Source organism: Pseudomonas sp. BP01 (genome assembly GCF_022760795.1).
Taxonomy (GTDB): Bacteria; Pseudomonadota; Gammaproteobacteria; order Pseudomonadales; family Pseudomonadaceae; genus Aquipseudomonas; species Aquipseudomonas putida_Q.
Genome location: NZ_JAFBKA010000001.1, coordinates 358,265 through 383,791 on the forward strand (window position 1 = coordinate 358,265; position 25,527 = coordinate 383,791).

The following is a 25,527-nucleotide window of genomic DNA, read 5'->3' on the forward strand; positions in this document are numbered from 1 at the left end:
GCATGGTCCAAACCCCTGAAGCCGATATCGCCGTGGTCGGCGCCGGCATTGTCGGCGTCGCCTGTGCCCTGCAACTGGCCCGCCAGGGCCGCCGGGTACTGCTGGTGGACCGTCAGGCACCCGGCCAGGGCGCGTCCTATGGCAACGCCGGGCATCTGGCCACCGAGCAGGTGTTCCCGATTGCCGACCTGTCTATTCTCAAGCGCTTGCCGCGCATGTTGCTCGACCCGATGGGCCCGCTGCGCCTTGACTGGAAGTACCTGCCCAAGGCCATGCCCTGGTTCACCCGCCTGCTGCTCAACCTGCGCCCGGCCCCGTTCCAGCGCAGTGTGGCCGGCATCCGCACGCTGAACGAGGCCAGCCTGGGTGCCTGGCAGCGGCTACTGGGCTCGATCGGGCGCAGCGAACTGTTCCAGGAGGATGGTTCGTTGCTGGTGTTCGAGAAGCCTGAGTCACGCCAGGCACTGGAGGCGTTGCGCACCCGCATGCAACAGCAGGCGGTGCCGGTGGACGTCTGGTCGGCCGAAACTGTGCGCGAGGCAGCGCCGCAACTGAGCCCGACACTGCTGGGCGGGCTGTTCTTTCCGCGCACCGGGCACTTCATCGACCCTTACCGGGTAGTGTGCGAATTGTTCGAAGCGGCCAAGGCCTGCGGCGTGCGCTTTGTTCAGGCGCAGGTCGATGGCGGGCAGTTGCACAGTGCGGGCGTTAGCCTGGCCAGCGACCAGGGCACGCTCAATGCCCGCCAGGTGCTGATCAGCTGTGGTGCCCATTCTGCGAAACTGACCGCCGCGCTGACGGGCAAGCGGGTGCCGCTGGACACAGAACGCGGTTACCACCTGATGTTGCCGGGTGAGCACCAGCGCCTGCCGTTTGCAGTCACCTCGCTGGAGCGCAAGTTCATCATGACGCCCATGGCCGAAGGCTTGCGCCTGGCCGGCACGGTGGAGTTCGCCGGGCTGGAGGCACCGCCTAGCATGCAACGGGCTTGGCAGTTGCACCGGTTAAGCCAGGGGTTGTTCCGGCAAGACTTGAGCGTCGAAGGGGCGACGCCGTGGATGGGTTTCAGGCCATCGTTGCCAGACTCGTTGCCGGTGATCGACCGGGTGTGTGATGGGCGGGTGCTGTTGGCGTTTGGGCATCAGCACCTGGGGTTGACCCAGGCGGCGGTGACGGCGGAATGGGTGGGGCGGTTGGCTGAGCGGGCCGCTGGGCCTGGGATGGCAGCCTACCGTCTGGATCGGTTCTAGATTGGGGGGGCCGCGGTGCGGCCCAATCGCCGGCAAGCCAGCTCCCACAGGATCATCACAGGCTTCAAGCCCTGTGCAATACCTGTAGGAGCTGGCTTGCCGGCGATTGGGCTGCGCAGCGGCCCCGGCATTCTCAGCGATAGCGCTCAAGCCAGTGCGCATACGGCGCCGGCAAGGTCCAGGAGGCTTTCTCCACCCCCAGCTCCTTGGCCGCAAAGTACGCCCAGTGCGGGTCGGCCAGGTGCGCACGCCCTACCAAAACCAGGTCCAGCTGGTTTGCCTGCAACGCGGCCTCAGCCAGTTGCGGCGTGCCAAAGCCCCACGCCGAAGTCACCGGCAGCTTCGCCTCACGGCGCACACGCTCGGCAATCGGCCCCATGAACGCCGGGCCCCACGGGATGTTGGTCTCGGGAATGGTGAAACCGACACTTACGCTAAGCAGGTCCAGGCCGCCAGCCTTGAAGCGGCGCGCCAGTTCGATCGACTCTTCCAGGGTCTGCTCGTCGCGGCCATCGTATTCCAGCACACCAAAGCGCGCGGTCAACGGCAGGTTTTCTGGCCACACTTCACGCACCGCAGCCAGGGTTTCCAGCAAGAAGCGGCTGCGGTTGTCAAAGCTGCCACCGTAGGCATCGGTCCGCTGGTTGGAATGTTCGGAGAAGAAGCTCTGGCCCAGGTAGCCGTGGGCAAAGTGCAGTTCGATCCATTCGAAGCCGGCATCACGCGCACGGCGGGCGGCATCGACGAAGTCCTGCTTGACCCGGGCAATGTCGTCCAGAGTCATTTCGCGTGGCACTTTCGGCAGGTGCGCGCCAAAGGCAATGGCGGACGGGGCGATGGTTTCCCAGCCACGCGCGTCGTCGGCGGCAATGTGGTCGTCACCCTCCCACGGGCGGTTGGCGCTGGCCTTGCGCCCGGCGTGGGCGATCTGAATGCCCGGTACGGAACCTGCGGCCTTGATGGCCTGCACCACCGGTACGAATGCCTGGGCGTGAGCATCGCTCCAGATACCGGCACAACCGGGGGTGATACGGCCTTCCGGTGCCACCGCAGTGGCCTCGACCACCAGCAGCCCGGCACCGCCACGGGCCAGGCCGGCCAGGTGCACGTGGTGCCAGTCGTTGATCATGCCGTCTTCGGCCATGTATTGGCACATCGGCGGAATAGCAATGCGGTTACGCAGGGTGACGTCTTTGAGGCTGTAGGGTTCGAACAGTGCGGACATGGGAAACTCCGGGTTCATTTCAATACTGTTGTTCGATCATAATCGAACTATGGCAATTAGTGAAACCCCCGTTATCATGTCGGCCATGCGAGCCTATAAACATCCCAACGCTGAACACCTGATCCTTGAACGCCTGCTCTATGCGCTCAGCGACCCCGTGCGCCTGGAAATCGTCCGCCATCTGGCCGGCGTTGCCGAGGCCAGCTGTGGCGAGCTTGACGGTGGGCGGCCCAAGTCGAGCATGTCGCACCACTTCCGCGTACTACGTGATGCGGGGTTGGTGCACACCCGCAATGTGGGGACGACCCATATGAATTCATTGCGCAGCGAAATGCTGGGCGAGCGGTTTCCCGGGCTGCTGGAGTGCATCCTGCGCCAAAGATGATTTTGCCGCAGGCCCCGGGGTAGTGATGAGCCCGTGGGCCCATCAATACGTCGAACCGCCGCGCAAAGGCCCGAACAGGCAAAAAAAAACCACGAGGTTTCCCCCGTGGCTTCTTTCACGACAATGGCCGATTACAGCGCCATGTCGTTCTCAGGCTTGCTTTCAACCGGCTCGCTGGCCGCGCCACCGAAATCGACGCTGGCGTCGATCACTGGCGGTTTCTCCAACTGCAGTACTTCAGCGGTATAGTTCCACTCTTTCTGGGTGGCCGCCGCCGAATCGTTCAGCTTGGTGCCGTAGCTCGGCACGATCTGCTTGATCTTGGCCTGCCACTCTGGGGTAGCGACCTTTTCCTTGAACACGGTTTCCAGCACGGTCAGCATGATCGGCGCAGCAGTCGAAGCACCTGGCGATGCACCCAGCAGGCCGGCAATGGTACGGTCTTCGGACGCGACCACTTCGGTGCCCAGCTTCAGCACGCCGCCCTTCTCGGCATCACGCTTGATGATCTGCACACGCTGGCCGGCCTGCCACAGGCGCCAGTCTTCCTTCTTGGCATTCGGGAAGTAGGTGCGCAGGGCTTCGAAGCGGTCATCGTCAGACAGCATCAGCTGGCCAGCGAGGTACTCCACCAGCGGGTACTGCTCGATACCGACCTTGGTCATCGGCCACACGTTGTGGGTGGTGGTGCTGCTCAGCAGGTCCAGGTACGAGCCGTTCTTCAGGAACTTGGTCGAGAAGGTGGCAAATGGGCCAAACAGGATCACGCGCTTGCCGTCCAGCACGCGGGTGTCCAGGTGCGGTACCGACATGGGTGGCGCGCCAGTCGAGGCAATGCCGTAGGCCTTGGCCATGTGCTGCATCGCAATGGTCGGATTCTCGGTCACCAGGAACGAGCCACCCACCGGGAAGCCTGCGTATTCCTTGGCTTCAGGAATGCCCGATTTCTGCAGCAGCTTCAGTGCGCCGCCGCCGGCACCGATGAACAGGAACTTGGCATCGGTAGCCGATTCGGTACCGTCCTTCAGGTTCTTGTACTCGACGTGCCAGGAGCCGTCCTTGTTGCGGGTGATGTCCTGCACTTCGCTGGACAGCTTCAGGTCGAACTTGTCCTGGGTCTTCAGGTGGCCGACCATCTGGCGGGTGATCTCGCCGAAGTTGACGTCGGTGCCGATTGGCGTCCAGGTCACGGCCAGCTTCTGGTTCGGGTCGCGCCCTTCCATCATCAGCGGGACCCACTTGGCGATCTGCGCGTGGTCCTCGGAGTACTGCATCGGGCGGAACAGCGGGCTGGCCTGCAGCGCGTCGTAGCGCTTTTTCAGGAACTTGATGTTGTCATCGCCCCACACGAAGCTCATGTGCGGAGTGGTGTTGATGAACGAATGCGGGTTCTTCAGCACGCCCTGGCGAACCTGCCAGGCCCAGAACTGACGGGAGATCTGGAAGGCTTCGTTGATTTCGATGGCCTTGGAGATATTGACGTTGCCGTCTTTGTCTTCCGGGGTGTAGTTCAGCTCGGCCAGCGCGGAGTGGCCGGTGCCGGCGTTGTTCCAGCCGTTGGAGCTTTCTTCAGCCACGCCGTCCAGGCGCTCGACCATCTCCATCGACCAGCTTGGCTCCAGCTCGTGCAGCCACACAGCCAGGGTGGAGCTCATGATGCCGCCGCCGACCAGCAGCACATCTACTTTTTTGGTTTCTGCGGCGTGCGCTTGCATGAAGCTCGCAGCGACAGCCAGACCCAGCAAGGTCTTGCCAGCTTTCTTGAACATTGATCTATTCCAGTCAGGAGAACGGAGGGAGGGCCTGTGGCTGGCCCAGGTGTTCCGTGTTCTTCAGCGCAGGCTTGTTGTTGATCATTGTTCGGCAGCCAGAGAACCAGAAAACGACTCGGCCTTTTGTCGAATTGACCGACAGGGCTGAATCGTTTTTCTGATTGTATCCGAAATGCCAGCGCAAACAAATTGCCGGCCCTCGCGTCAAGGTGACGGGTTGTCCCAGGGCATACCCGCAAGCTTTGCAGTGATTGCAGTATTCTCTCGGCGCCCCTACTATTGCGATCATTTCTCATTCGCACCATTATGCGCTCGCGCCGGATGCCGCCGTGGTTTCGATCCCAGAGTTGAACACCTCGCTCCATACCCTGTACCACAGCCACTCGCGCTGGTTGCTCGGCTTTCTGTACCGCCGGTTAGGCAGCCGCTGCGATGCCGCCGACCTGGTGCAGGACACCTTCGTGCGCATCCTCAACCGCCCTAGGCAGTTTGACGGTGAACGCGGCGAGCGCTCGTACCTGGCGACCATCGCCCGCGGCCTGTGCGTGGACCACTGGCGCCGGCAAAAGCTGGAACAGGCCTGGTTGCAGCAGCTGGCCTTGCAGCCCGAGGCACTGCAACCCTCCCCCGAACAGCGCGCGATCATTGTCGAGACCCTGCACGAGGTGGACGCCATGCTGCTGCGTTTGCCGAGCAAGGTGCGCCAGGCATTCCTGCTGGCGCAGATCGATGGCTTGGCCTACCGCGACATTGCCGCGCACGTCGGGGTAAGCGAACGCATGATCAAGAAGTACCTGGCCCAGGCGTTTCTGCATTGCGCCATTCTCGAAGCCGAACTCGACGGCTTGCTGGTGGAGTGAAGCCATGATCTCGCCCGCGCAAAAACTCAGCCACGCCAGCCTGCAGCAAGCCGCGCACTGGTACGTGCAGTTACAGGACGAAAACGCCGCACCGCAGTTGCGCACGCAATGGCAACACTGGTTTGACCAGCACGGCGACCATCAGGCGGCCTGGCACTATGTGCAACGGGTCGGCCAGCGTTTTGCCCCGTTGCAAGCCGAAGGCGCCGCTGCGGGCCGGGCACTGCGCGAGCAAGACGCGCGTCGCTTCAGCCGGCGCACCGGGCTCAAGTCGCTGCTGGTGCTTGGCGCAGGCTCCCTGCTTGGCTGGCGGGCGTGGCACGGCGCCCCGTTGTCGGGCTGGGCTGCCGACATGGCCAACGGCATCGGTGAAATCCGCGAAACCCGCCTGGTTGATGGCAGCCAGTTGTGGCTGGGGGCTCAAAGTGCTGTGGACCTGGAATTCTCCACACTCAGCCGGGTACTCAAGCTGCGCTTTGGCGAGCTGCTGGTGGAAACCGCCCACGACCCGCGCCGCCCGTTCTTCGTCGACACTGCGCAAGGGCGCATGCAGGCCCTGGGAACACGCTTTGCAGTTTGCCAGCTGGGCGAAAATACCCGGCTGGACGTATACGCCGGCGCCGTGGAGGTGTGCACGGCTCAAAGCGGCGAGCGCTGCATCGTGCCAGCGGGCCAGCAGGTGGACTTCAGCGCTCAGGCAATCAGCAACACCCGCCCGGCCCAAAGCGCCGGCGAGTCGTGGATTTATCACCGCCTCAATGCCGAAGACATGCCATTGGCGCATTTGCTGCAAACGCTGGGGCGCTATCGCCACGGGCACCTGGGTTGGCACCCGGATGTCGCCAAGCTGTCGGTGATGGGTGCCTTCCCGCTCAAAGATACCGAGCGCGCACTGGCCTTGTTGCAAGCGGCATTGCCGGTGCGGGTGCAGCGGCTGACGCCCTGGTGGGTCACAGTCGAGCCGGTTTGATACCGGTACATCGCGCTGGGTTCTTCGCGGGCATGCCCGCTCCCACAGATGCGGTGTGAACCCGCAGCCTGCGTAGTACCTGTGGGAGCGGGCAAGCCCGCGAAGCAGGCGACACGGTATTTGGATCCCGCTGTGCCGGTGCTGGCAAATTCGTTGGAGCCGGTCAAAAAATCTTCCAACCCGGTTCCCTTTTTCCAATCTCGTTCGGTTAACCCGGCATAGCCCTCCCAACTCACCCTTTCGATCCCAGAGACCAGCATGCCGACGCCCTTCCACCCCGCGTTCCGCCTGGCGCTTGCCGCGCCCATCTCGCTGTGTGCCGCCGCCCCACTGCTGTTGCCCGCCAGCCAGGCCCACGCCGAACAGGCGGCCAGCGCCGAAACCCGCTTCAACATCGCACCCGGCTCGCTCACCAGCGCCCTCAACCAGTTCAGCAGCCAGGCCGGCATCTACCTGGCCGGCAGCAACGAACTGGCCGCCGGCAAGACCAGCCAGGGGCTGCAAGGCCGTTTCAGCGTCGCCCAAGGCCTGGCCCGGCTGTTACAGGGCAGCGGCCTGCAAGCCGTGCCCCAAGGCAGCGCGGGTTATGTACTGCAACCGCTTGCCGATGGCACCGCCCTGCAACTGGATGCCACGTCGATCAACGCCGCTACCCTGCTCGCCAGCAACGGCCAGGGCGATAGCGGCTACCGCGCCATCGCCAGTGCCACCGCCAGCAAAACCAGCAGCGCCCTGGCTGACACCCCGCGCTCGGTTTCGGTGGTAACCCGCCAGCGCATGGATGACCAGCAATCGCAAACCCTCACCGAGGTGCTGGGCTATGTACCAGGTATTTTCTCACCGCCGTTTGCCGGCGGTGATGGCCAAGCGGGTGACCTGTTCTTCATCCGTGGCTTCAACGCCACCGACTACGGCTATGGCCTGCTGCGCGATGGCCTGCGGGTGCAGGGCAACCGCTACGACACCAGCAGCGAACCCTACGGCCTGGAGCGGGTGGAAGTGTTCCGCGGCCCGACTTCGATCCTGTATGGCGAAAACGCCCCGGGTGGCGTGGTCAACCTGGTCAGCAAGCGGCCTACTGCCGAAGCGCGCGGCGAAGTGCAACTGAGCTACGGCTCGCACAACCGCCGCCAGTTGGGCGTCGACGTTTCCGGCCCGCTGACCGATGAGGGCAATGTTCTCGGCCGCCTGGTGATGATGGGGCGCAAGGCCGACACTCAGGTCGACCATCAGCCCGACGACCGCATGTACATCGCGCCATCACTGACGTTGAACTTCGACGACTTCAACAGCCTGACCGTGCTGGCCACCTACCAGCGCGACCGCACCTTGATGGAGCTTGGTTACCCGGCCGCCGGCACCCTGCTGCACAACCCCAACGGCAAGATCGACAAGGACCAGTTGTCCGGCAACCCAGACTGGGACAACTTCGAGCGAGAAACCTGGAGCCTGGGCTACGAGTTCAGCCACCGCTTCAACGACACCTGGCAGTTCCGCCAGAACTCGCGCTACATGCAGTCGCGCATCGACCGCCAGGAAATGTGGCCAGGCAGCCTGAACAACGGCGGCTTCGGCACCACCCTGAGCAACACGGCCTACGACCGCTACAACAAGTCCATCGCCTACTCGCTGGACAACCAGTTCGAAGGCCACTTCACCAGCGGCGCGTTCGACCACACCTTCCTGATCGGAGCAAGCCTGGACCGCACGTCGTTCAACCAGGATTGGGACGCGGGCAATGGCGGCACCATCAATGTGTTCGACCCGGTATGGAACGGCAAGCCAAGCACGCCTCTGCATGTGCAGAACGCCTTGCTCGACCAGACCATGTACGGCCTCTACAGCCAGCTGCAAACCAAGGTCGACAACTGGGTGCTGCTGTTGGGCGGGCGACTGGACCGGGTCAACAGCCAGTTCCGCAATAAAGCCGGCACCCTTAACGCACAAGCCGACATGGACAGCTGGGACAGCAAGTTCACCTGGCAGACCGGGGTGATGTACCAGTTCGAAAACGGCCTGTCGCCGTACTTCAGTTACTCCACCGCCTTCGCCCCGACCCAGCAGACCGAAAGCAAGAGCGGCCCGCTGGACCCCACCACCAGCGAGCAGTACGAAGTGGGTATCAAGTACGAGCCGAAAGGCTGGAACACTGCCTTCACCGCATCTGTGTACGACCTGCGCAAGAAAGACGACGTACTGTTCGATTCCGCCGTGGGTGACTACCGCCAGATCGGTGCCAGCCGGGCCAAGGGCGTGGAGCTTGAACTTAACAGCGACCTGAGCGAAAACCTCAACCTCACCGCTGCCTACACCTACACCGATTCGCGCATTACCAAGGACGCGGCCGGGTCGCTGTATGAAGACCACCAGATGACCGGCGTGCCACGCAACCAGGCGTCGGTGTGGAGCACATATCGCTTCCGTGACGGCCTGTTCAAGGGCTTGCAGATCGGTGGCGGCGTGCGCCACTTCGACAGTACCTTCGCCTATACCCCGGCGAGCCTGTACGGCAAGCTGGATACCGGTGACGTGACGCTGGTGGATGCCAAGGTGGGCTATGAAATCGACGAAAACTGGTCGGTCGAAGTCAACGCCCGCAACCTGTTCGACAAAGAGTATGTGGCAGGCTGCAACAACGCCGGCCGTTGCTACTGGGGTGAAGAGCGCACGCTGCTGGGAACCGTGTCGCTGCGCTGGTAAGTTGCCACAAACAAAAGCCCCCGGCCATTTACATGACCGGGGGCCTTGGATCACGCCGCAAGCGTCGCGATCAGGGTACCGCCAAGATTACTGCTGCTGAGGCAGTTTATCGATCGGGCCGCAGCCACCGATAATCTTGGAGATGGAAACCGAAGGGTGGAACAGGTAGTCGTAAGTGCAGTTTTTCGGTTGGTTGTAAACTTGGCCAGTGCAACCCGACAGCAGGGCAACACCTGAGACAACAGCAACGGCTACGGTGGCCTTGAACAGCTTTTTCATACAAAGTCCTTTAAATGAATCATCTTCGGCCATCTTCTGATGGCCGCGGGATGATACAGACTCCACCCATTGGATCCAAGTCGTACCTGGCACAAGTTCGTTGCAATTGTGCAACAACAGGTTGAAAAGCGCGCCTTTGGCGACGATAGTTCAGGGCACTGCCTTCGTCATGCCCAACAGGAACTCACCATGCTCGGCGTCACCGACTACGGCGCATTCGTCATCGCCTTCATCATTCTTCTGGCCATCCCCGGCCCGGGCAATTTTGCCTTGATCACCGCCACCGGCAAGGGCGGTATCAAGGCAGGCCTGGCTGCGACACTTGGGGTGATCATGGGTGACCAGGTGCTGCTGTGGCTGGCGGTAGCCGGCGTCGCCACCCTGCTGGCCACCTACCCCACCGCCTTCCACATGGTGCAATGGGCCGGTGCTGCGTACCTGGCGTACCTGGGCCTGCGCATGCTCCTGAGCAAACCCGGTGGTGCTGCCCACACCTGCCGCATGGACAACGGCCAGTACCTGCGCCAGACCATGATGATCACCCTGCTCAACCCCAAGGCGATCATGTTCTACATGGCGTTTTTCCCGCTGTTCGTCGACCCGGTGAAGCACCAGGGGCTGGTGACGTTCGGCTTCATGGCTGCGACGGTGGCGGTGGTGACCTTCGCGTATGGGCTGATTGCCGTGGTGCTGACCCATCAGCTGGCTGAACGCATGCGCGCCAACCCACGAATCAGCAACCTGTTCGAGCGGTTGGCAGGGGCTTGTCTGGTAGGGTTTGGTATCAAGTTGGCGGCGATGCGCTGAGCAAGGCCGCGGCACAGTTTGTGGGTCAACTCTGGCGACGCATGAACTCTGCAAAAAGCGGTACGGTGAAATCCAGCACACCATGATCGGTGCTGTAGGCCATGCCTTTGGCGATGACCTTGGCTCTTATGGGGCCAAGTGACGATTGGGTTCGGCCCATGGCCTTGGCGATATCACCTACCGCATAAGGCCCATCGCCAAGCTCCGACATGGCTCTGACGAAAAGCACTTCGCTGGGTGTCAACTGGTCGATACGCACCCTGAAGAAACCTGCATCCAGCAAAGCCAGGGTTTCCGAGTAGGATTGAACGACATCATCCAGCGATATCTCTGGCCCCTCGGCACAGTTCCACGCCGTGGACGCCCACTCTTGCAAAAAGAACGGATAGCCCTTGGTACGCACGACAATCTCTTGCAAGGCGGCCTCTGCAATGGATGCCTCCTCGTCCAGGATCGGCTTGAGCACGGCCTGGGCAGCAGCATCGGCATCAAGTGCATTGATTTCCGGATACAGGAACAGCCGCTCTGCATAGGATTTCGCCTCACCTGCCAACCGCGCGACCTGAGGCAGCCCGGCACCCACAAGCAGCACCGGCAGGCCTTCCTGAGACATTTTGTGCATGGAGACAATCAGGGCCCTGAGATCGGCCTCACTCAGGTACTGGACTTCGTCGATCAACAGAATCCAGCCTTTGCCTGCGGCCTGGGCCGCACGCCCGATAACGTTGAACAGGTCTGGCAGGTCGTATTGAAGATTGCCACTGTCCGCAAGGCCGGGCTCTGGCTCTACACCCACTTCCACACCGGCGATATCGATCTTGAAGATGGAGGCAAACCCACGCAGGCCCTTCAGCCCCCGATTTGCAATTTGCTTGGCGGCTTCCACGGTGGACAGGGAGCGCATGACCTTGCGCATTTCCGGGTAAAGAAGGCGCGCAAGGCTTTCCTCTTCCGGCGACTCGACCTTGGAGACCAGCAAGCCCGCTTGCTCTGCAATTTTCCCGACTTCGTTCAAGAGCACCGTTTTGCCAGTCCCTCTCAAGCCAAGCAGCATCATGGAGCGCGCGCTGCGCCCGTTGATAGCCCGCCCACACGAAACGCGCGCGTGCTCAAGCACCACATCGCGGCCTGCCAGCTCAGGCGGTCTGCTGCCGGCGCCGGGTGCGAAAGGGTTGCGGTACGGGTCCATGGGCTGCCTCCAGAGAACGGTTATAGCAATAGATAGCGAAGTCTAGCGATTTTCGCTATCTATGAGTAGATTTAGGTAGCGTTTGCCCTTCGGCGCTGCATATCAGCCCCCGTCCTACAGCTTGAACTCAGAATTATTCCCTTCCTTGTAGGGCGTTTCCCAAACATACTGGCAACCCGCTCAAACTGTTGCGACGGATTCGATCGCGCTCTAGTCTCGGCTTGTCGTTGTGAAATCAGCGACCGGCTTTGACAGGCCGACTACTCAAGTTTCCATTGCAGCGCTTAATGGCAGCTGTGCATGGGGCACATTCGTGTGCGCCGGGTCCTTGGGTACCGGTCTGTCAACCCATGTATAGCTGCCTCCATTCGTTTGACAGCGTTGCCAGGCGGCTCCACTACCCAAGGAGCTTACATGCGCAAGATGGTCCCCGATCCACCCTACTCCCTCGATTCCACCCAGGTCCTGCAAGACACCCTGGTCCAGTCCTCAGAGTACGTACTCTGCGCCCTGTCCGTCGCCCGCCAGTCCGTGCAACTCAAGCCTACCGCCTACAGCTCGATTGTGATGCAGGCCGTGATCCATGAAATGGAGGCGGTCCAGAGCCTGGTCGAGTCGGCATTGATGCAATTGCAGATGCGGCCGCATTTACCCACTGAGCCGTACACCTTGCACTAGCAGGCCAGGCCTCTTCGCGGCTAAAGCCGCTCCCACAGGGTTATCTCCGCCCTCAGGCACTACACAGCACCTGTGGGAGCGGGTTCACCCGCGAAGAGGCCAGCCCAGGCAACCCAGAACCCAGGGAAACAAATCAATGCCCACCGACAACACACAAGAACCCACCACAGTCGGCAAGACCTGCTTCTACCAAGGCGAAAACAACACCCACCCGCTGTTCCGCATCGAACCCGGCATCCCCTGCCAGGACGCCCGCGAACAGGCATCCGAACTGATGGGTTACGTGCGCGACCTGATCATCACCGGCCTGATGGACGGCGACCAGAAACTGATCCGGGCCTCGCACTACCTCAGCGCGATGGCCAAGGCGCTGCTGGATGATGCTGAATTGGGGATGATGAAAAAGTAAGGCACAACGAAAAAGCCCCTGGAAGCTTTCGCTTTCAGGGGCTTGATCTTGTATGGCGGAGAGATAGGGATTTGAACCCTAGGTACTGTTGCCAGTACAACGGATTTCGAATCCGTCCCGTTCGACCACTCCGGCATCTCTCCAATGCCGCGCATCATACCAGCGTTCTTTTAAAACGCAAACCTTTTTTTAAAAAAAATCGCGTGGTATCAGGCGCTTGCGTGAACGCGCCGCTTACAGGGACACGCCCAGGCGCTTGGCAACTTCTTCGTAGGCTTCGATCACGTCGCCCAGGCCCTGGCGGAAGCGGTCCTTGTCCATCTTCTTGCGGGTTTCTTTGTCCCACAGGCGGCAGCCGTCCGGGCTGAACTCGTCGCCCAGCACGATCTGGCCGTGGAATACGCCGAATTCCAGCTTGAAGTCGACCAGCAGCAGGCCGGCGTCATCGAACAGCTTGGTCAGCACCTCGTTGACCTTCAGCGACAGCTTTTTCATTTCGACCAGCTGCTCGGCGGTGCCCCAGCCGAACGCGACAACGTGGGATTCGTTGATGAAGGGGTCGCCCTTCTCGTCGTTCTTCAGGAACAGTTCGAAGGTGGACGGCTCCAGCTTGATGCCCTCCTCCACGCCCAGGCGCTTGACCAGGCTGCCGGCAGCGTAGTTACGCACTACGCACTCGACCGGGATCATGTCCAGCTTCTTCACCAGGCACTCGTTGTCGCCCAGCAGCTTGTCGAACTGGGTCGGCACGCCGGCTTCTTCCAGTTTCTGCATGATGAAGGCGTTGAACTTGTTATTCACCGTGCCTTTGCGGTCGAGCTGTTCGATACGCTTGCCGTCGAACGCCGAAGTGTCGTTACGGAACAGCAGGATCAAGCGGTCAGCGTCGTCGGTCTTGTAAACCGATTTGGCCTTGCCGCGGTAGAGTTCGTCGCGTTTTTCCATGATTGGGCTCCGCTTGCTTGAGGTGTTGGGCTAGGCGATTTCGCGCCAGTCGAGCCCGTGTTCCTGATTCGCCACCTGGAGCCAGTCCGGGTCGCACCCTAAGGTGTCGACGAAGCACTGGCGGGCCAAGTGTGGCAGGTTGTTCTTGCTGCTGAGGTGGGCCAGCACCAGGTGTTGCAGGTTGCTCCAGCCCAACTCGTGCACCAGGCGCGCGGCCTGGTGATTGTTCAAATGCCCTTGCATGCCACCTACCCGCTGCTTCAGGAAGACCGGGTAGTGACCGCGTGCCAGCAGGTCGCGGCAGTGGTTGGCCTCGATCAGCAGTGCATCCAGGCCCTGGTAACGCTCCAGCAACAACGCGTCGTACGAGCCCAGGTCGGTCAGCATGCCGAAGCGCCGCTGGCCGTCGCTGATCACGTATTGCAGCGGCTCGTAGGCGTCGTGCTCTACCCGCGCTGCGGTCACTTCCAGGCTGCCGATACGCAGGCTTTGGCCACAAGCGAGAAAACCGGCCACCTCCACCGGCTTGCGCATGCCGCGCAAGGTCCCTTGGCTGAGGTAGACCGGTACATTGTAGCGCCGTGACAGCAAGCCGACCCCATGCACGTGGTCGGCATGTTCGTGGGTGACCAGTACCGCGCTGATCTGGGCCGCCGAGACGCCGAGCAGCGCCAGGCGCCGCTCGGTTTCACGCAGGGAAAAGCCGCAATCGACCAGGATGAACGTGTCACCACTGGCGATCAGCGTGCCGTTCCCTTGGCTGCCGCTTCCGAGTACCGCGAAGCGCACTTAGCCCAGGTGGTCCTGAATGGCGCTCAGCACGCGGCGGGCGACATCGGCCGGAGCCACGGTGTTGATGTTTTTCTCGACCGTGACCTGCACGCTCTCACCCACCTTGCTCAGGCGAACCTGGTAGCGCTCGGCACGGGCTTCACGCTCTTCCTTGGTCGGCTCGCTGCCGAACATGCGGCTGAAGAAGCCAGGCTGGTTCTGCTTGTCGTCAGGCTTTTCCGAGAGGTTGATGTAGTACAGGCCCAGGCTGCGGTTGATGTCTTCGACACGCCACTCGCCACCCTGCTCCAGGGCACGGCCCACGCCAGACCAGGCACGGTCCAGGTCGGAACCCAGGTACAGCACCGGGTTGCCGCTGCCGTCTTCGCTGAGGCTGACGCGGCTTGGCGCGTCGAAATCGCGCGCGGCCAGCAGCGACACCGAACCGCCCTTCTCGGCGCTGCGGTTCATGCTGGCAAGCATTTCGTCGACCAGCAGGGCATCGGCACCGGTATTGCTGGACGTGGACGGGAACCCTGGCTCGGCAGTGCTGCCGGCCGGGCGCTCGACGCTGACCACGTACACCTCGGAGGTGTTGCGCTGCACGCCAGGTTCCATGCGCACACGGACGCGAACTTCGCTGTCACCGCTGCTGGCGGTGCTGGCCAGGCGCTGGCCAAGCGACGCCGACAGTTCGTCGAAACGCTGCCAGGTGGTGTTGAATTCACCGGTCTGCGGGCGCTCTTCAGCAATGCGGAAGCCGTTGTCCTCGAAGAACTGGCGGGCCACTGGCCACACCTCGGCAGGCGAATGCTGGGCCAGCACCCAACGGCTGCTGCCGCTGCGTTGCAGGCTGTAGTCGGTGACCTGGGCGGCGCCACCGGTCAGCGGTTGCGGGCGCGGCACTTCGAACTCGCCAGCGACGTTATCATCGGCGACGTTACGCGGAATGGGCAGCAACGGGTCAAGGCGCTTGACGTTGCTGGCGTCCTGCGGCAGCTGCATTGGCGCAGTCGGGTGCGCCTGCAGGTAGTCGCTGCCGCGGTCGCGGAAATAGCCATCCTCGCCCCACAGCCAGCCACACCCACTGGTGCTGGAGATAATCAGGGCAAGGGCGGAAAGACCAGCCAGTCGCTTCATGCGGTGTACTTCCTCTTAAACCAGTACGCCGGACTGGCGCAAGGCAGTACGGACTTTTTCGTGGCAGCTTTCGCTCAGCCAGGTCAGTGGCAGGCGAATACCTTTGTGCATCAGGCCCATTTCGACCAGCGCCCATTTCACAGGGATCGGGTTGGCTTCGCAGAACAGGTCTTTGTGCAGCGGCATGAGTTTTTCGTTGATCGCGCGGGCCTTCTCGGCATTGCCCGCAAGGGCGGCCTCGCACAGGTCGGCCATTTCGCGCGGGGCGACGTTGGCAGTAACGGAGATGTTGCCCTTGCCGCCCATCAGGATCAGCTCGACGGCAGTCGGATCGTCGCCGGACAGGACGATGAAGTCCTTGCTGACGCCATCGAGGATGGCCTTGGCGCGGACCAGGTCGCCGGTGGCTTCCTTGATGCCGATGATGTTCGGCACGGTCGACAGGCGGATCACGGTCTCGGCCTGCATGTCGCAGGAGGTGCGGCCGGGTACGTTGTAGAGGATCTGCGGGATGTCGACGGCTTCGGCAATGTGCTTGAAGTGCTGGTACAGGCCTTCTTGCGTCGGCTTGTTGTAGTACGGCACGACCAGCAGGCAGGCGTCGGCACCGGCGCTCTTGGCGTTCTGGGTCAGGTGCACGGCTTCGGCAGTGGAGTTGGCACCGGTGCCAGCGATGACCGGTACGCTGCGGCTGCTGCGCTTGACGCGCTCGACCACGTGCTTGATCACCAGGATGTGCTCTTCGACATCCAGCGTGGCGGACTCACCGGTGGTGCCAACAGCGACGATCGCATGGGTGCCGTTTTCCAGGTGGAAGTCTACAAGTTTGTCGAGGCTGCCCCAGTCAACACGCCCTTGTGCATCCATGGGTGTGACCAATGCCACCATACTGCCCGCAATCATGTAACTGCTCCTGCCGGAAAAAGAGAGCGGTAATGGTACTGGGGGCATCGACCTTGCACAAGCGAAGCAGGCGGGCGGAGCATTCCCCTCGGCGCCTTATTTCGCTACCCTTGGCCCTTTGATCGGTGCAGCGCGGCCCGCCGGGCCGTCGACCTTGCTCCCCGCCGGCGTCCAAGACCTCGCATGCGAGCCCCGGGCCCCGCCGACAGGTGGCTTTTGGCCGTCCTGCACCGACCGCTCATCGTTTTAGGAATGCTGCATGTCCACCCCCACCACTGTCCGCGAACAATTCCTTGTCATCAGTGCCCTGGGACCGAATCCCATGGAACTGGCCAACGTCCTCAGCCGCGCTGCCTTCGAAAACCGCTGCGCGGTGGTCACCTCGCGCCTGAGCCGCCACGGCGAGACCAGCGCCCTGGTGCTGCAGGTGGGCGGCAGCTGGGACGCCCTGGCGCGCCTTGAATCCACCCTGCCAGGCCTGGGTAAGAAGCACGGCCTGACCCTGGACGTGGTGCGCAGCGCCGACCAGGAAGTGCGCCCGCAGGCCCTGCCCTACGTGGCTTATGTGAGCGCCGCCTACCGCCCGGACATCATCAACGAGCTGTGCCAGTTCTTCCTCGATCACCGTGTCGAGCTGGAAGCCATGACTTGCGACACCTACCTGGCACCGCAGACCGGCAGCAGCATGCTCAACGCCCAGTTCACAGTGATCCTGCCGGCCGGCACCCAGATCAGCTGGCTGCGTGACCAATTCCTGGACTTTGCCGACGCCCTGAACCTCGATGCGCTGATCGAGCCATGGCGTCCCCAGAACCCAATGTAAGGAAACCGACCATGGCTGTAGCACTCGACCAACCTGTTGCCGACTTCCAGGCCCAGGCCACCAGCGGGCAGACCGTCAGCCTGGCCGAGCTCAAGGGCCAGCAAGTGGTGGTGTATTTCTACCCGAAGGACAGCACGCCGGGCTGCACCACCCAGGGCCAGGGGTTCCGCGACCAGCATGATGCCTTTGCCGCAGCCAACACTGTGGTGTTCGGGGTATCGCGCGACGGCATCAAGTCGCACGAGAACTTCAAGGCCAAGCAAGGCTTCCCGTTCGAGCTGATCAGCGACAAGGACGAGGCCCTGTGCCAGCTGTTCGACGTGATCAAGCTGAAAAAGCTGTATGGCAAGGAATACATGGGCGTTGACCGCAGCACCTTCCTGATCGACAAGGACGGTGTGCTGCGCCAGGAATGGCGTGGAGTGAAGGTGCCTGGGCATGTGGATGCCGTATTGGCGGCAGCCCAAGCCTTGAACAAGGCTTGAGATTCAATGGGGCTGCTTTGCAGCCCCAGTTACATCAAAGTAGCGGTGACACGCTAGGCTCCTGCCGCGGCCAGGCATCCAGCACGGCCTTGATCAGCGTCGCCAGCGGGATGGCGAAGAAGATCCCCCAGAACCCCCACAACCCGCCAAACAGCAGTACCGCGCAAATGATCGCTACCGGGTGCAGGCTCACCGCCTCGGAGAACAGCAGCGGTACCAGCACGTTGCCGTCCAGCGCCTGGATAATCGCGTACACCGTCATCAGGTAAATGAACTGGTCGCCCCAACCCCACTGGAACAGCGCAATCAGCGTCACCGGTACCGTCACTACCACGGCGCCCACATACGGCACCACCACCGACAGCCCCACCAGTAGCGCCAGCAGCGCGGCGTAGTTGAGCCCCAGGCTGATGAAGGCGATATAGGTGGCGATGCCACAGATCAGGATTTCGATGCCCTTGCCGCGAATGTAGTTGGCAATCTGCCGGTTCATCTCACTGCCCACCCGGTTCAGCAAGGCGCGCTGCCTGGGCAGGTAGCCACTGACCCAACGGCCGATCAGTTCGCGGTCCTTGAGGAAGAAAAACACCAGAATCGGCACCAGCACCAGGTAGATCATGGCGTTGACCAGCAACGGCAGGCTCGACAGCGAGAAGGTCAACGCCCACTGGCCAAACTTGCCAATTTCCCCGCGCACCGACTCGATCGCATGCAATACCTGCTCGTCCGACACCAAGTGTGGGTAGCGCTCGGGCAGCAGCAACAGCAGCGACTGCCACTTGCCGAGCATGCCCGGCAGCTCGTTGAACAGGGTAATCAGCTGGTGCCACAACAGCGGCACCAACACCAGCATGAACACCGCCAGCGCGCCCATGAACAAGGCGAACACCAGCATCACCGCCAGGCGGGTAGGCACCCGTAGCCGCTCCAGGGCGTTGACCAGCCCCTGCATCAGGAACGCCAGCACCATGCCCGCCAGCACCGGCGCCAGCATGCCGCCCAGCGTGAGCACGGCGGTAAAAGCCAGGAACAACAGGACCGCTAGCACCACTGCCTCTTCATCGGAGAAGTAGCGCTGCATCCAGTCGCGAAGCACTTTGAACATTGACGATCCTTGGAAAAGACTCAGGCCTTGCGCAGCCAGTAGGTATAGGTGCCGGCCTCAGCCGTTTCCTGCAGCAGGGTATGACCGGCCAGCTTGGCGAAAGTGCGGAAGTCGCGCTGGGAGCCGGCGTCGGTGGCGATCACCTTCAGCACCGCGCCGCTGGCCAGGCGATTGAGCTCCATCTTGGCCTTGAGCAGCGGCAAAGGGCAATTCAGCCCGCTGGCGTCCAGTTCGGCGTCGCAGGTCAGGGTGTCACTCATCGCGGGGCTCTCCAAAGGCATTGCCGGGTTGCTGCTTGACAGGGTTGGCTAGGATAGCGCCACTGGTCGCCAACGTGTGAGCCCGCTACAGTAGGTATCTTTGATCGACGCGAGCTTCGTGCATGAATCTACTGCGCCCTACCCTGCTGACGCTGGCCTGCCTAATGGCCCTTCCCGGCCATGCTGACGACCTGCCATCACTGGGTGACGCCAGTTCCGCGATCGTCTCGCCGCAACAGGAGCACCAACTGGGCCGCGCCTGGCTGAGCCTGCTGCGCGGCCAGGTCAACCAGTTGAACGATCCGCAGCTCAAGGACTACGTCGAAACCAGCGTATACAAGCTGGCCGAAACCAGCCAACTGCAGGACCGGCGCCTGGAATTCATCCTTATCGACAGCCGCGAGCTCAACGCCTTTGCCGCACCGGGTGGCATCGTCGGGGTCAACGGTGGGCTATTCCTCAACGCCCAGACCGAGGGTGAATACGCCTCGGTACTGGCCCACGAACTGGCGCACTTGTCACAGCGCCACTTCGCCCGCGGCGTTGAGGCGCAGCAGCGCATGCAACTGCCGATGATGGCCGCGCTGCTGGCCGGCATCGTGCTGGCGGCAGGTGGCGCTGGCGATGCGGGTATCGGCATGATTGCCGGCACCCAGGCGGCGGCGATCCAGGAGCAGCGGCGCTTCTCGCGGCAGAACGAACAGGAAGCCGACCGCATCGGCATTCAAAACCTGGAAAAAGCCGGCTACGACCCGCGCAACATGCCGTCCATGTTCGAGCGCCTGGCGCGGCAGTACCGCTACGACGCCAAGCCGCCGGAATTTCTGCTGACCCACCCGGTGACCCAGTCACGTATCGCCGATACCCGCAACCGTGCCGAACAGGCGCCCAAGGGTGGCGTGGAAGACAGCATGCGCTACCAGCTGATCCGCGCCCGGGTGGCACTGACCTATGAGGGCACCCCGGGGCTTGCCGCCAAGCGCTTCCGTGCCCAGCTGGACGAAGACCCCAAGCTGGACGCCGCGCGTTACGGCCTGGCCCTGGCGCAAATCAAGGGTGGCCAGCTTAACGAAGCGCGCGAAATGCTCAAGCCGCTGCTGGCCAAGGCGCCCAACGACATCACCTACAACCTGGCGCAGATCGACCTGGACATCACCAACAATCGCCTGGCCGACGCGCAGCAGCGGGCCGAGCGGATGCAGGGGCTGTACCCTGGCAACTACCCGCTGAAACAAGTGCGTGCCGATCTGCTGGTGAAGCAGAACAAGCCTGCCGAGGCGGAAAAGGTATTGAACGAGTTGATCAAGAGCCGGCCGGATGACCCGGACGTGTGGTACGACATGGCTGAAGTGCGGGGTTTGTCGGGCAATACCATCGGCTTGCACCGGGCTCGAGCCGAGTTCTTCACCTTGGTAGGGGATTTTGACCAGGCGATCCAGCAGCTGGACTACGCCAAGCGCCGAGCGGGCGGCAACTTCCCGCTGGCGTCGCAGATCGACCAGCGCCAGCGCGAGATCCTGGAGCAGCAGCGCATGGTTCGGGAAATGATGGGGCGCTGAGAATCTGGGGGGCGCTTTGCGCCCCAGCATTTTCAAGCGTTACCGGAAAGCTTCAGGCGCGCCGCCTGGGTAAAGTCCAGCATGCGGTTCAGCGGTTTGATCGCCTTGGGCACCAGCGCCGGGTCGACAAAAATCTCGTTGCTGCCATTACGCAGGCAATCCAGCACTCGCTCCAGGGTGTTCATCGCCATCCACGGGCAATGTGCACAGCTGCGGCATGCTGCGCCGTTGCCGGCGGTAGGGGCTTCGACAAACTCTTTGTCCGGGCACAACTGCTGCATCTTGTAGAAGATGCCGCGGTCGGTGGCGACGATGAAGGTCTTGTTCGGCAGGGTCTGCGCCGCCTTGATCAGCTGGCTGGTAGACCCCACCGCGTCGGCCAGCTCGATCACCGCTTCCGGCGACTCGGGGTGTACCAAAATGGCTGCGTCCGGGTACAACGCCTTCATGTCGGCCAACTGGCGCGACTTGAACTCTTCGTGAACGATGCAGGCACCGTCCCACAGCAGCATGTCGGCACCGGTTTGCTTCTGGATGTAACGGCCCAGGTGCTGGTCCGGGCCCCAGATGATGGTTTCGCCGTTGTCCATCAGGCTTTCGACGATTTCCAGTGCGCAGCTTGAAGTCACCACCCAGTCGGCACGGGCTTTCACGGCTGCGGAAGTGTTGGCGTAAACCACCACGGTGCGTTCAGGGTGCTGGTCGCAGAAGGCTGAGAACTCTTCCACCGGGCAGCCCAGGTCGAGCGAGCAGGTGGCCTCCAGGGTGGGCATCAGCACGCGCTTTTCCGGGGTAAGAATTTTCGCAGTCTCGCCCATGAAGCGCACACCGGCCACGATCACCGTTTCGGCCGGGTGATTCTTGCCGAAACGGGCCATTTCCAGCGAGTCGGACACGCAGCCGCCGGTTTCTTCCGCCAGGGCCTGGATGACCGGGTCGCAGTAATAGTGGGCAACCAGCACGGCATTCTGAGCCTTGAGCTCGGCAGCGATGGCCGCACGGTATTCGGCCTCCTGCTCGGCTGTCAGCGGGTTGGGCTGCTTGGCGTCGAGGTGAGCCTGAACCAACAGGCGTTCGGAAATCTGGGTCATGATCGCTGGACCTGCAGGCGCGCGTGCGCGTCAAATCGAGTGTATCACCCGGCCCTGGCAGATCGGCTAAGGGTGCCGGACGGTACGCAGGCCGCCACGGCCCTCTGCGGGCGCGGATTATTATCGGAGGCCGAAGGCTACAGACAATCCAGCGATTACTAAAGTGGTTTTTGTGTTGTCACCCAGGCGACTGCAATGAGCTTTGTGTAGGAGCGGCCTTGAGTCGCGAAAGGGCTGCGAAGCAGCCCCAGCAATTCGTGCATCTGCGCTGAAGTGCCGGGGCTGCTTTGCAGCCCTTTCGCGACACAAGGCCGCTCCTACAAGACAGCGTTACCTGACAAAGCGGGTATCAACCCTGCGGCGACAGTGCTGCCAGATGTGCTGCAATGAGCATGGCGAACTCTTCCACAGTCATCTTCTTGCCGTTGAAATCAACCATGCCATCGGCATAGTGCAGGCTGCTCACCACATCGTTGCCTTCGACGGTCGCCAAGCCACTTTGCAGCGCCATCATGCCGACCATCTCCCCCGCCTGGCTCGACTGCATGGCAATCGCCTGGGCGTCGGTCTGGCCGTCCAGCAGCGCCTGCAAGGTCGCCAGGTCACCCATCATCGGCTTGGACAGCGACAGCTTGCTCTTCACCTCGGTGATCAGCTGCTTGCTCAACTGGTCCGGCGGCAAGTCGAAACTGGCCGGGGCGGCGAAGTCCATCGACAGGTTGAAACGGCTCTCGCCATTGGCGGTCTTGAACGACAGGTTTTCTATCGCCACCTTGGGCTTGGCGGCCAGCAGTTGCCGCAGGTCACCCTGGAACCGGGCCTTCTCTGCGTCGTCCATCTGGATCTGCGGCACAGGCTGACCGGCTGCAGCGGCCGCCTCGAACTCCGGCAGGTGCGCCTGGTACCACTTCGACAACGCCTGCAATGCCGGTGCGTTGACCGAATTGACACTCACCAGCATGTGCGCCTTGCCCACCGCACGGCCATCCCAGGTGATGTCGCCGACCTTGTACTCCACGCGACCCCCCACTGCATCCGGGCCGTCCAGGGTTTGCAGGACATTCTGCTCCAGGCCGTTGATCAGCAGCACTTGCTGCTTCGGCCCCAGGGTGACCTTGGTTTCTGCCAGCGCCAGATCGACATTGCCCACATAGATGGCGTCGTGCGCGGTGGCCTGAAGGTTGCCGCCCACCGTCAGGCCTTTGAGTTCGAACGTGGCAGGCGGCTGGTCATCGCGCACAAGTTTCATCACGAAACGGTCGGCCTGGCCGTGGAACTTCGACGCCTTGCCTTCCTTGTCGCCACTGACTTCCAGCTGCATGCCCGAGAAGTCGAGGCTGTTGCCGTCTGCCTCGTCGAGCTTGACCGGCGCCAGCCGGACCTGGCTGACCACACTGCCGCCGTAACCCAGGCTGGTCTGTGCGCTGACCGGGGCCTGCTCGCCTGCAGCGGCGAACCACGCTGCGGTGGCATCGTCCTTTTGCAAAGTGCTGTTGCTGACCCCCATCACCGGCATCAGCTTCAACGCCTTGACCCGCGACCAGGGAAACGGGCCGTGCTCGATCTGGTCGGTCACGCCCACGTCGAAACTCACTACCTCGCCATCACCCACGTTGATATCGCGGGCCTTGAGCCGGTACTGGGCGGTACTGCTGAAGAAATGCTGCTCCAGCGACACCCGCTCGATGCTCATGCTACCGCCGGTGGTCACCAGGGCCTTCTTGAGCTCGGCGTTGCTGCGGACAAGGGCGTTGTCCAGCTCGGCAGGCAGCTGCTTGCCGGTGTACCAGGCGCCAGCGGTGGTTACGACGGCAATGGCAATCGCCAGGCCGGAAAGGATGCCAACTGATTTCTTCATGAATAGAACCGATTGTCCGTAAGGCTTCTTGGGCGACAAAGGCCACGCAGGAGGCGAAGAGTACCACTGCGACAGAACACGATGACCGGTCCGAAAAGAGAAAACACATTTTTCAGAGGAGTCTGCCCCCCTCAAAGGGAGCATCACTCGTTAATTTTTACGAACATTCGAATTGATCAAAACCGCAAAAAACCGCGCAAAAACCGAACAAAAGCCCCTATAAATCGATAAATATTTCAATTTGGTAACATCTTGTCATGTTTAACTTGACAGTCACCTACCCATCGTTTTTTATTTTCACCACTTAGCGCGTCTCCCCCCGCGCCTTCCGCCGCTCCTACAAAAAAGGTGAACAACATGGAGCCCACCCGCTCGCCCTTGCCGCATGCGCAATACACCGTGCCCGCCGTTTACGCCCAGGAGCCATGCCAGCATGCAGCCTGATCACAGCGCTTCCGGCGACGGCCAACTCCGCAAAACCCTGCGCCTCTGGCACGTGATCATCATCGGCCTGGCCTACCTGACCCCGATGACCGTGTTCGATACCTTCGGCATCGTCAGCGGGATCACCGCCGGCCATGTGCCTAGCGCCTACATCCTGGCGCTGGCGGGCATCCTGTTCACCGCCGTGAGCTACGGCACTCTGGTAAAACGCTTCCCGCAGTCGGGCTCGGCGTACACCTACACACAACGCGCGATCAACCCGCATGTGGGCTTCCTGGTCGGCTGGTCGTCGCTGCTGGATTACCTGCTGCTGCCAATGGTCAACGCGCTGCTGGCCAAGCTGTACCTCTCGGCCATGTTCCCCGAAGTGCCGGAGTGGCTATGGGTAGTCGGCTTCGTCAGCCTGATCAGCCTGATCAACATGCGCAGCGTAAACCTGGTGGCGCACTTCAACCTGCTGTTCGTGGGCGTGCAGGTGGTGATCATCGCCGTGTTCATCTACCTGTGCGTGCGCGGCCTGGGCCAGGGTGAAGGGCTGGGTACCACCTGGAGCCTGCTGCCGTTCGCCGACAGCCAGACCCACCTCAGCGCGCTGGCCGCCGGCGCGACCATCCTGTGCTTCTCGTTCCTGGGCTTCGACGCGGTCACCTGCCTGTCCGAAGAAACCCGCGACCCGGCCAAGACCATCCCGCGGGCGATCTTCCTCACTGCGCTGATCGGTGGCGTGGTGTTCATCACCGTGTCGTATTTCATCCAGGCCTACTTCCCGACCATGGCGCGCTTCCACGACCAGGAAGCAGCCCTGCCGGAAATCGCCCTGTACGTTGGCGGCAAGCTGTTCCAGTCGATTTTCATCGCCTGCACCGTGATCAACACCATCGCTTCGGGCCTGGCCTCGCAAACCAGCGTGTCGCGCCTGCTGTACGTGATGGGCCGCGACAACGTGATCCCGGCCAGCCTCTTTGCCCGCCTGCACTCGCGCTACAAGACGCCGGTGCTGAACATTGCCGTGGTGGGACTGGTTGCGCTGTCGGCGATCTTCTTCGATCTGGTCACTGCCACTTCAATCATCAACTTCGGTGCGCTGGTGGCGTTCAGCTTCGTCAACCTGTCAGTAATCAACCACTGCTACCTGCGCGAAGGTAACCGCCGGGGCCTGGCCAACCAGCTGAAGTACCTGGTGCTGCCAACCATAGGCTTCTGCATCATCGTCTCGCTGTGGCTGGACCTGAACGCGCATTCGCTGATGTTCGGCGGCATCTGGGCCGCGGTCGGGTTGATCTACCTGGGTTGGCTGACCAAAGCCTTCCGCTCGGCACCCCCCAACTACGTCTCCGAATGACCCATGCTGCCAACAACGCCCGCGCCTGACCGCGGGCGTTGTACTTGATCGAAAAGGAACGCCCTCATGCCGCTGCGTCGCCTCACCATCCAGTGGAAGATCACCCTGCTGGTCGGCCTGTGCCTGCTGGCCATCGTCGCCCTGCTGGTGGCCACGTCATTGACCCAGGCGCGGCGCAGCGCTGCGCTGGTCAACCAGGCCAATACCGCCATGCTCGACAGCAGCGCGCGCCAGCGCCTGCAGGCCCACGCCGAAACCCAGGCCCTGCGTGTGCAGC

24 protein-coding genes and 1 tRNA gene are annotated in these 25,527 nt (G+C 62.2%); 12 read left to right on the forward strand and 13 right to left on the reverse strand.

Features of this window, described 5'->3' with window-relative positions:
* Positions 1 to 2: 2 nt before the first annotated feature.
* Complete coding sequence (locus JOY50_RS01630; RefSeq protein WP_243054669.1) at positions 3 to 1,250, forward strand: FAD-binding oxidoreductase; 1,248 nt, start codon at positions 3 to 5, stop codon at positions 1,248 to 1,250.
* A gap of 133 nt (positions 1,251 to 1,383) precedes the next feature.
* Here JOY50_RS01630 and xenA read toward each other — a convergent pair whose 3' ends face one another.
* On the reverse strand, positions 1,384 to 2,475 hold the full coding sequence (gene xenA, locus JOY50_RS01635; RefSeq protein WP_243054670.1) for an NADH:flavin oxidoreductase/NADH oxidase: 1,092 nt from the start codon (positions 2,473 to 2,475) through the stop codon (positions 1,384 to 1,386).
* A gap of 49 nt (positions 2,476 to 2,524) precedes the next feature.
* On the opposite strand from xenA, the gene JOY50_RS01640 reads away from it, so the two are divergent.
* A complete protein-coding gene (locus tag JOY50_RS01640) occupies positions 2,525 to 2,860 on the forward strand; it encodes a helix-turn-helix transcriptional regulator (protein WP_243054671.1) in 336 nt (111 codons plus the stop codon).
* Between the two features lie 131 nt (positions 2,861 to 2,991).
* Here JOY50_RS01640 and mqo read toward each other — a convergent pair whose 3' ends face one another.
* Positions 2,992 to 4,629: a malate dehydrogenase (quinone) gene (gene mqo, locus JOY50_RS01645; protein ID WP_016498351.1), complete on the reverse strand. Its 1,638-nt coding sequence runs from the start codon at positions 4,627 to 4,629 to the stop codon at positions 2,992 to 2,994.
* Between the two features lie 332 nt (positions 4,630 to 4,961).
* On the opposite strand from mqo, the gene JOY50_RS01650 reads away from it, so the two are divergent.
* The 3 genes from JOY50_RS01650 (at position 4,962) to JOY50_RS01660 (ending at position 9,162) form a co-directional block, all read left to right on the forward strand.
* A complete protein-coding gene (locus tag JOY50_RS01650; RefSeq protein ID WP_132846549.1) occupies positions 4,962 to 5,492 on the forward strand; it encodes a sigma-70 family RNA polymerase sigma factor in 531 nt (176 codons plus the stop codon).
* A gap of 4 nt (positions 5,493 to 5,496) precedes the next feature.
* Entirely contained in the window at positions 5,497 to 6,462 is a 966-nt protein-coding gene (locus JOY50_RS01655) for a FecR domain-containing protein (RefSeq protein WP_132846548.1), read from the forward strand.
* A gap of 258 nt (positions 6,463 to 6,720) precedes the next feature.
* Positions 6,721 to 9,162 carry a TonB-dependent siderophore receptor gene (locus JOY50_RS01660; RefSeq protein ID WP_243054672.1) on the forward strand — a complete coding sequence of 814 codons (2,442 nt, stop codon included), beginning with the start codon at positions 6,721 to 6,723 and terminating at the stop codon, positions 9,160 to 9,162.
* An 87-nt stretch (positions 9,163 to 9,249) separates the two neighbouring features.
* On the opposite strand, the gene JOY50_RS01665 is transcribed toward JOY50_RS01660, so the two are convergent.
* Entirely contained in the window at positions 9,250 to 9,441 is a 192-nt protein-coding gene (locus tag JOY50_RS01665; protein ID WP_003254720.1) for a YhfL family protein, read from the reverse strand.
* 189 nt (positions 9,442 to 9,630) lie between these two features.
* Here JOY50_RS01665 and JOY50_RS01670 point away from each other — a divergent pair, with 189 nt between their 5' ends.
* Entirely contained in the window at positions 9,631 to 10,248 is a 618-nt protein-coding gene (locus JOY50_RS01670; RefSeq protein ID WP_138737205.1) for a LysE family transporter, read from the forward strand.
* Positions 10,249 to 10,273: 25 nt separating this feature from the next.
* On the opposite strand, the gene JOY50_RS01675 is transcribed toward JOY50_RS01670, so the two are convergent.
* Positions 10,274 to 11,437 carry an ATP-binding protein gene (locus tag JOY50_RS01675; protein ID WP_138737206.1) on the reverse strand — a complete coding sequence of 388 codons (1,164 nt, stop codon included), beginning with the start codon at positions 11,435 to 11,437 and terminating at the stop codon, positions 10,274 to 10,276.
* 414 nt (positions 11,438 to 11,851) lie between these two features.
* On the opposite strand from JOY50_RS01675, the gene JOY50_RS01680 reads away from it, so the two are divergent.
* Both JOY50_RS01680 and JOY50_RS01685 read left to right on the forward strand, forming a co-directional pair.
* Positions 11,852 to 12,115 carry a hypothetical protein gene (locus JOY50_RS01680; protein ID WP_138737207.1) on the forward strand — a complete coding sequence of 88 codons (264 nt, stop codon included), beginning with the start codon at positions 11,852 to 11,854 and terminating at the stop codon, positions 12,113 to 12,115.
* Positions 12,116 to 12,251: 136 nt separating this feature from the next.
* Positions 12,252 to 12,524, forward strand: coding sequence for a DUF3077 domain-containing protein (locus JOY50_RS01685; protein ID WP_138737208.1), 273 nt, complete (start codon positions 12,252 to 12,254; stop codon positions 12,522 to 12,524).
* Positions 12,525 to 12,577: 53 nt separating this feature from the next.
* On the opposite strand, the gene JOY50_RS01690 is transcribed toward JOY50_RS01685, so the two are convergent.
* The 5 genes from JOY50_RS01690 to dapA all read right to left on the reverse strand — a co-directional run bounded on the left by JOY50_RS01690 (position 12,578) and on the right by dapA (position 16,283).
* Positions 12,578 to 12,667, reverse strand: a tRNA-Ser gene (locus tag JOY50_RS01690).
* 91 nt (positions 12,668 to 12,758) lie between these two features.
* Positions 12,759 to 13,469, reverse strand: coding sequence for a phosphoribosylaminoimidazolesuccinocarboxamide synthase (purC, locus tag JOY50_RS01695; RefSeq protein ID WP_132846499.1), 711 nt, complete (start codon positions 13,467 to 13,469; stop codon positions 12,759 to 12,761).
* A 30-nt stretch (positions 13,470 to 13,499) separates the two neighbouring features.
* Positions 13,500 to 14,258 carry an MBL fold metallo-hydrolase gene (locus tag JOY50_RS01700; protein WP_132846498.1) on the reverse strand — a complete coding sequence of 253 codons (759 nt, stop codon included), beginning with the start codon at positions 14,256 to 14,258 and terminating at the stop codon, positions 13,500 to 13,502.
* On the reverse strand, positions 14,259 to 15,380 hold the full coding sequence (bamC, locus tag JOY50_RS01705) for an outer membrane protein assembly factor BamC (RefSeq protein ID WP_132846497.1): 1,122 nt from the start codon (positions 15,378 to 15,380) through the stop codon (positions 14,259 to 14,261).
* A gap of 15 nt (positions 15,381 to 15,395) precedes the next feature.
* On the reverse strand, positions 15,396 to 16,283 hold the full coding sequence (gene dapA, locus JOY50_RS01710) for a 4-hydroxy-tetrahydrodipicolinate synthase (protein ID WP_132846496.1): 888 nt from the start codon (positions 16,281 to 16,283) through the stop codon (positions 15,396 to 15,398).
* A 259-nt stretch (positions 16,284 to 16,542) separates the two neighbouring features.
* On the opposite strand from dapA, the gene JOY50_RS01715 reads away from it, so the two are divergent.
* Positions 16,543 to 17,106 carry a glycine cleavage system protein R gene (locus tag JOY50_RS01715; protein WP_016488638.1) on the forward strand — a complete coding sequence of 188 codons (564 nt, stop codon included), beginning with the start codon at positions 16,543 to 16,545 and terminating at the stop codon, positions 17,104 to 17,106.
* A gap of 11 nt (positions 17,107 to 17,117) precedes the next feature.
* Entirely contained in the window at positions 17,118 to 17,591 is a 474-nt protein-coding gene (locus JOY50_RS01720) for a peroxiredoxin (RefSeq protein ID WP_019473798.1), read from the forward strand.
* 34 nt (positions 17,592 to 17,625) lie between these two features.
* Here the strand turns inward: JOY50_RS01720 and JOY50_RS01725 are convergent, their stop codons facing one another.
* The gene (locus JOY50_RS01725; protein ID WP_019473967.1) at positions 17,626 to 18,696 is read right to left on the reverse strand and encodes an AI-2E family transporter; all 1,071 of its coding nucleotides are present in this window, start codon (positions 18,694 to 18,696) and stop codon (positions 17,626 to 17,628) included.
* 20 nt (positions 18,697 to 18,716) lie between these two features.
* Positions 18,717 to 18,956, reverse strand: coding sequence for a sulfurtransferase TusA family protein (locus JOY50_RS01730; RefSeq protein ID WP_016498337.1), 240 nt, complete (start codon positions 18,954 to 18,956; stop codon positions 18,717 to 18,719).
* Between the two features lie 122 nt (positions 18,957 to 19,078).
* Here JOY50_RS01730 and JOY50_RS01735 point away from each other — a divergent pair, with 122 nt between their 5' ends.
* Positions 19,079 to 20,515 (forward strand): M48 family metalloprotease, encoded by a 1,437-nt coding sequence (locus tag JOY50_RS01735; RefSeq protein WP_028613414.1) that lies wholly within the window; start codon positions 19,079 to 19,081, stop codon positions 20,513 to 20,515.
* A 32-nt stretch (positions 20,516 to 20,547) separates the two neighbouring features.
* Here the strand turns inward: JOY50_RS01735 and nadA are convergent, their stop codons facing one another.
* On the reverse strand, positions 20,548 to 21,606 hold the full coding sequence (gene nadA / locus JOY50_RS01740; RefSeq protein ID WP_019472564.1) for a quinolinate synthase NadA: 1,059 nt from the start codon (positions 21,604 to 21,606) through the stop codon (positions 20,548 to 20,550).
* Positions 21,607 to 21,955: 349 nt separating this feature from the next.
* A complete protein-coding gene (locus JOY50_RS01745; protein WP_138737209.1) occupies positions 21,956 to 23,464 on the reverse strand; it encodes a YdgA family protein in 1,509 nt (502 codons plus the stop codon).
* Between the two features lie 433 nt (positions 23,465 to 23,897).
* Here JOY50_RS01745 and JOY50_RS01750 point away from each other — a divergent pair, with 433 nt between their 5' ends.
* Entirely contained in the window at positions 23,898 to 25,250 is a 1,353-nt protein-coding gene (locus JOY50_RS01750) for an APC family permease (protein ID WP_132846494.1), read from the forward strand.
* Positions 25,251 to 25,527: the final 277 nt, after the last annotated feature.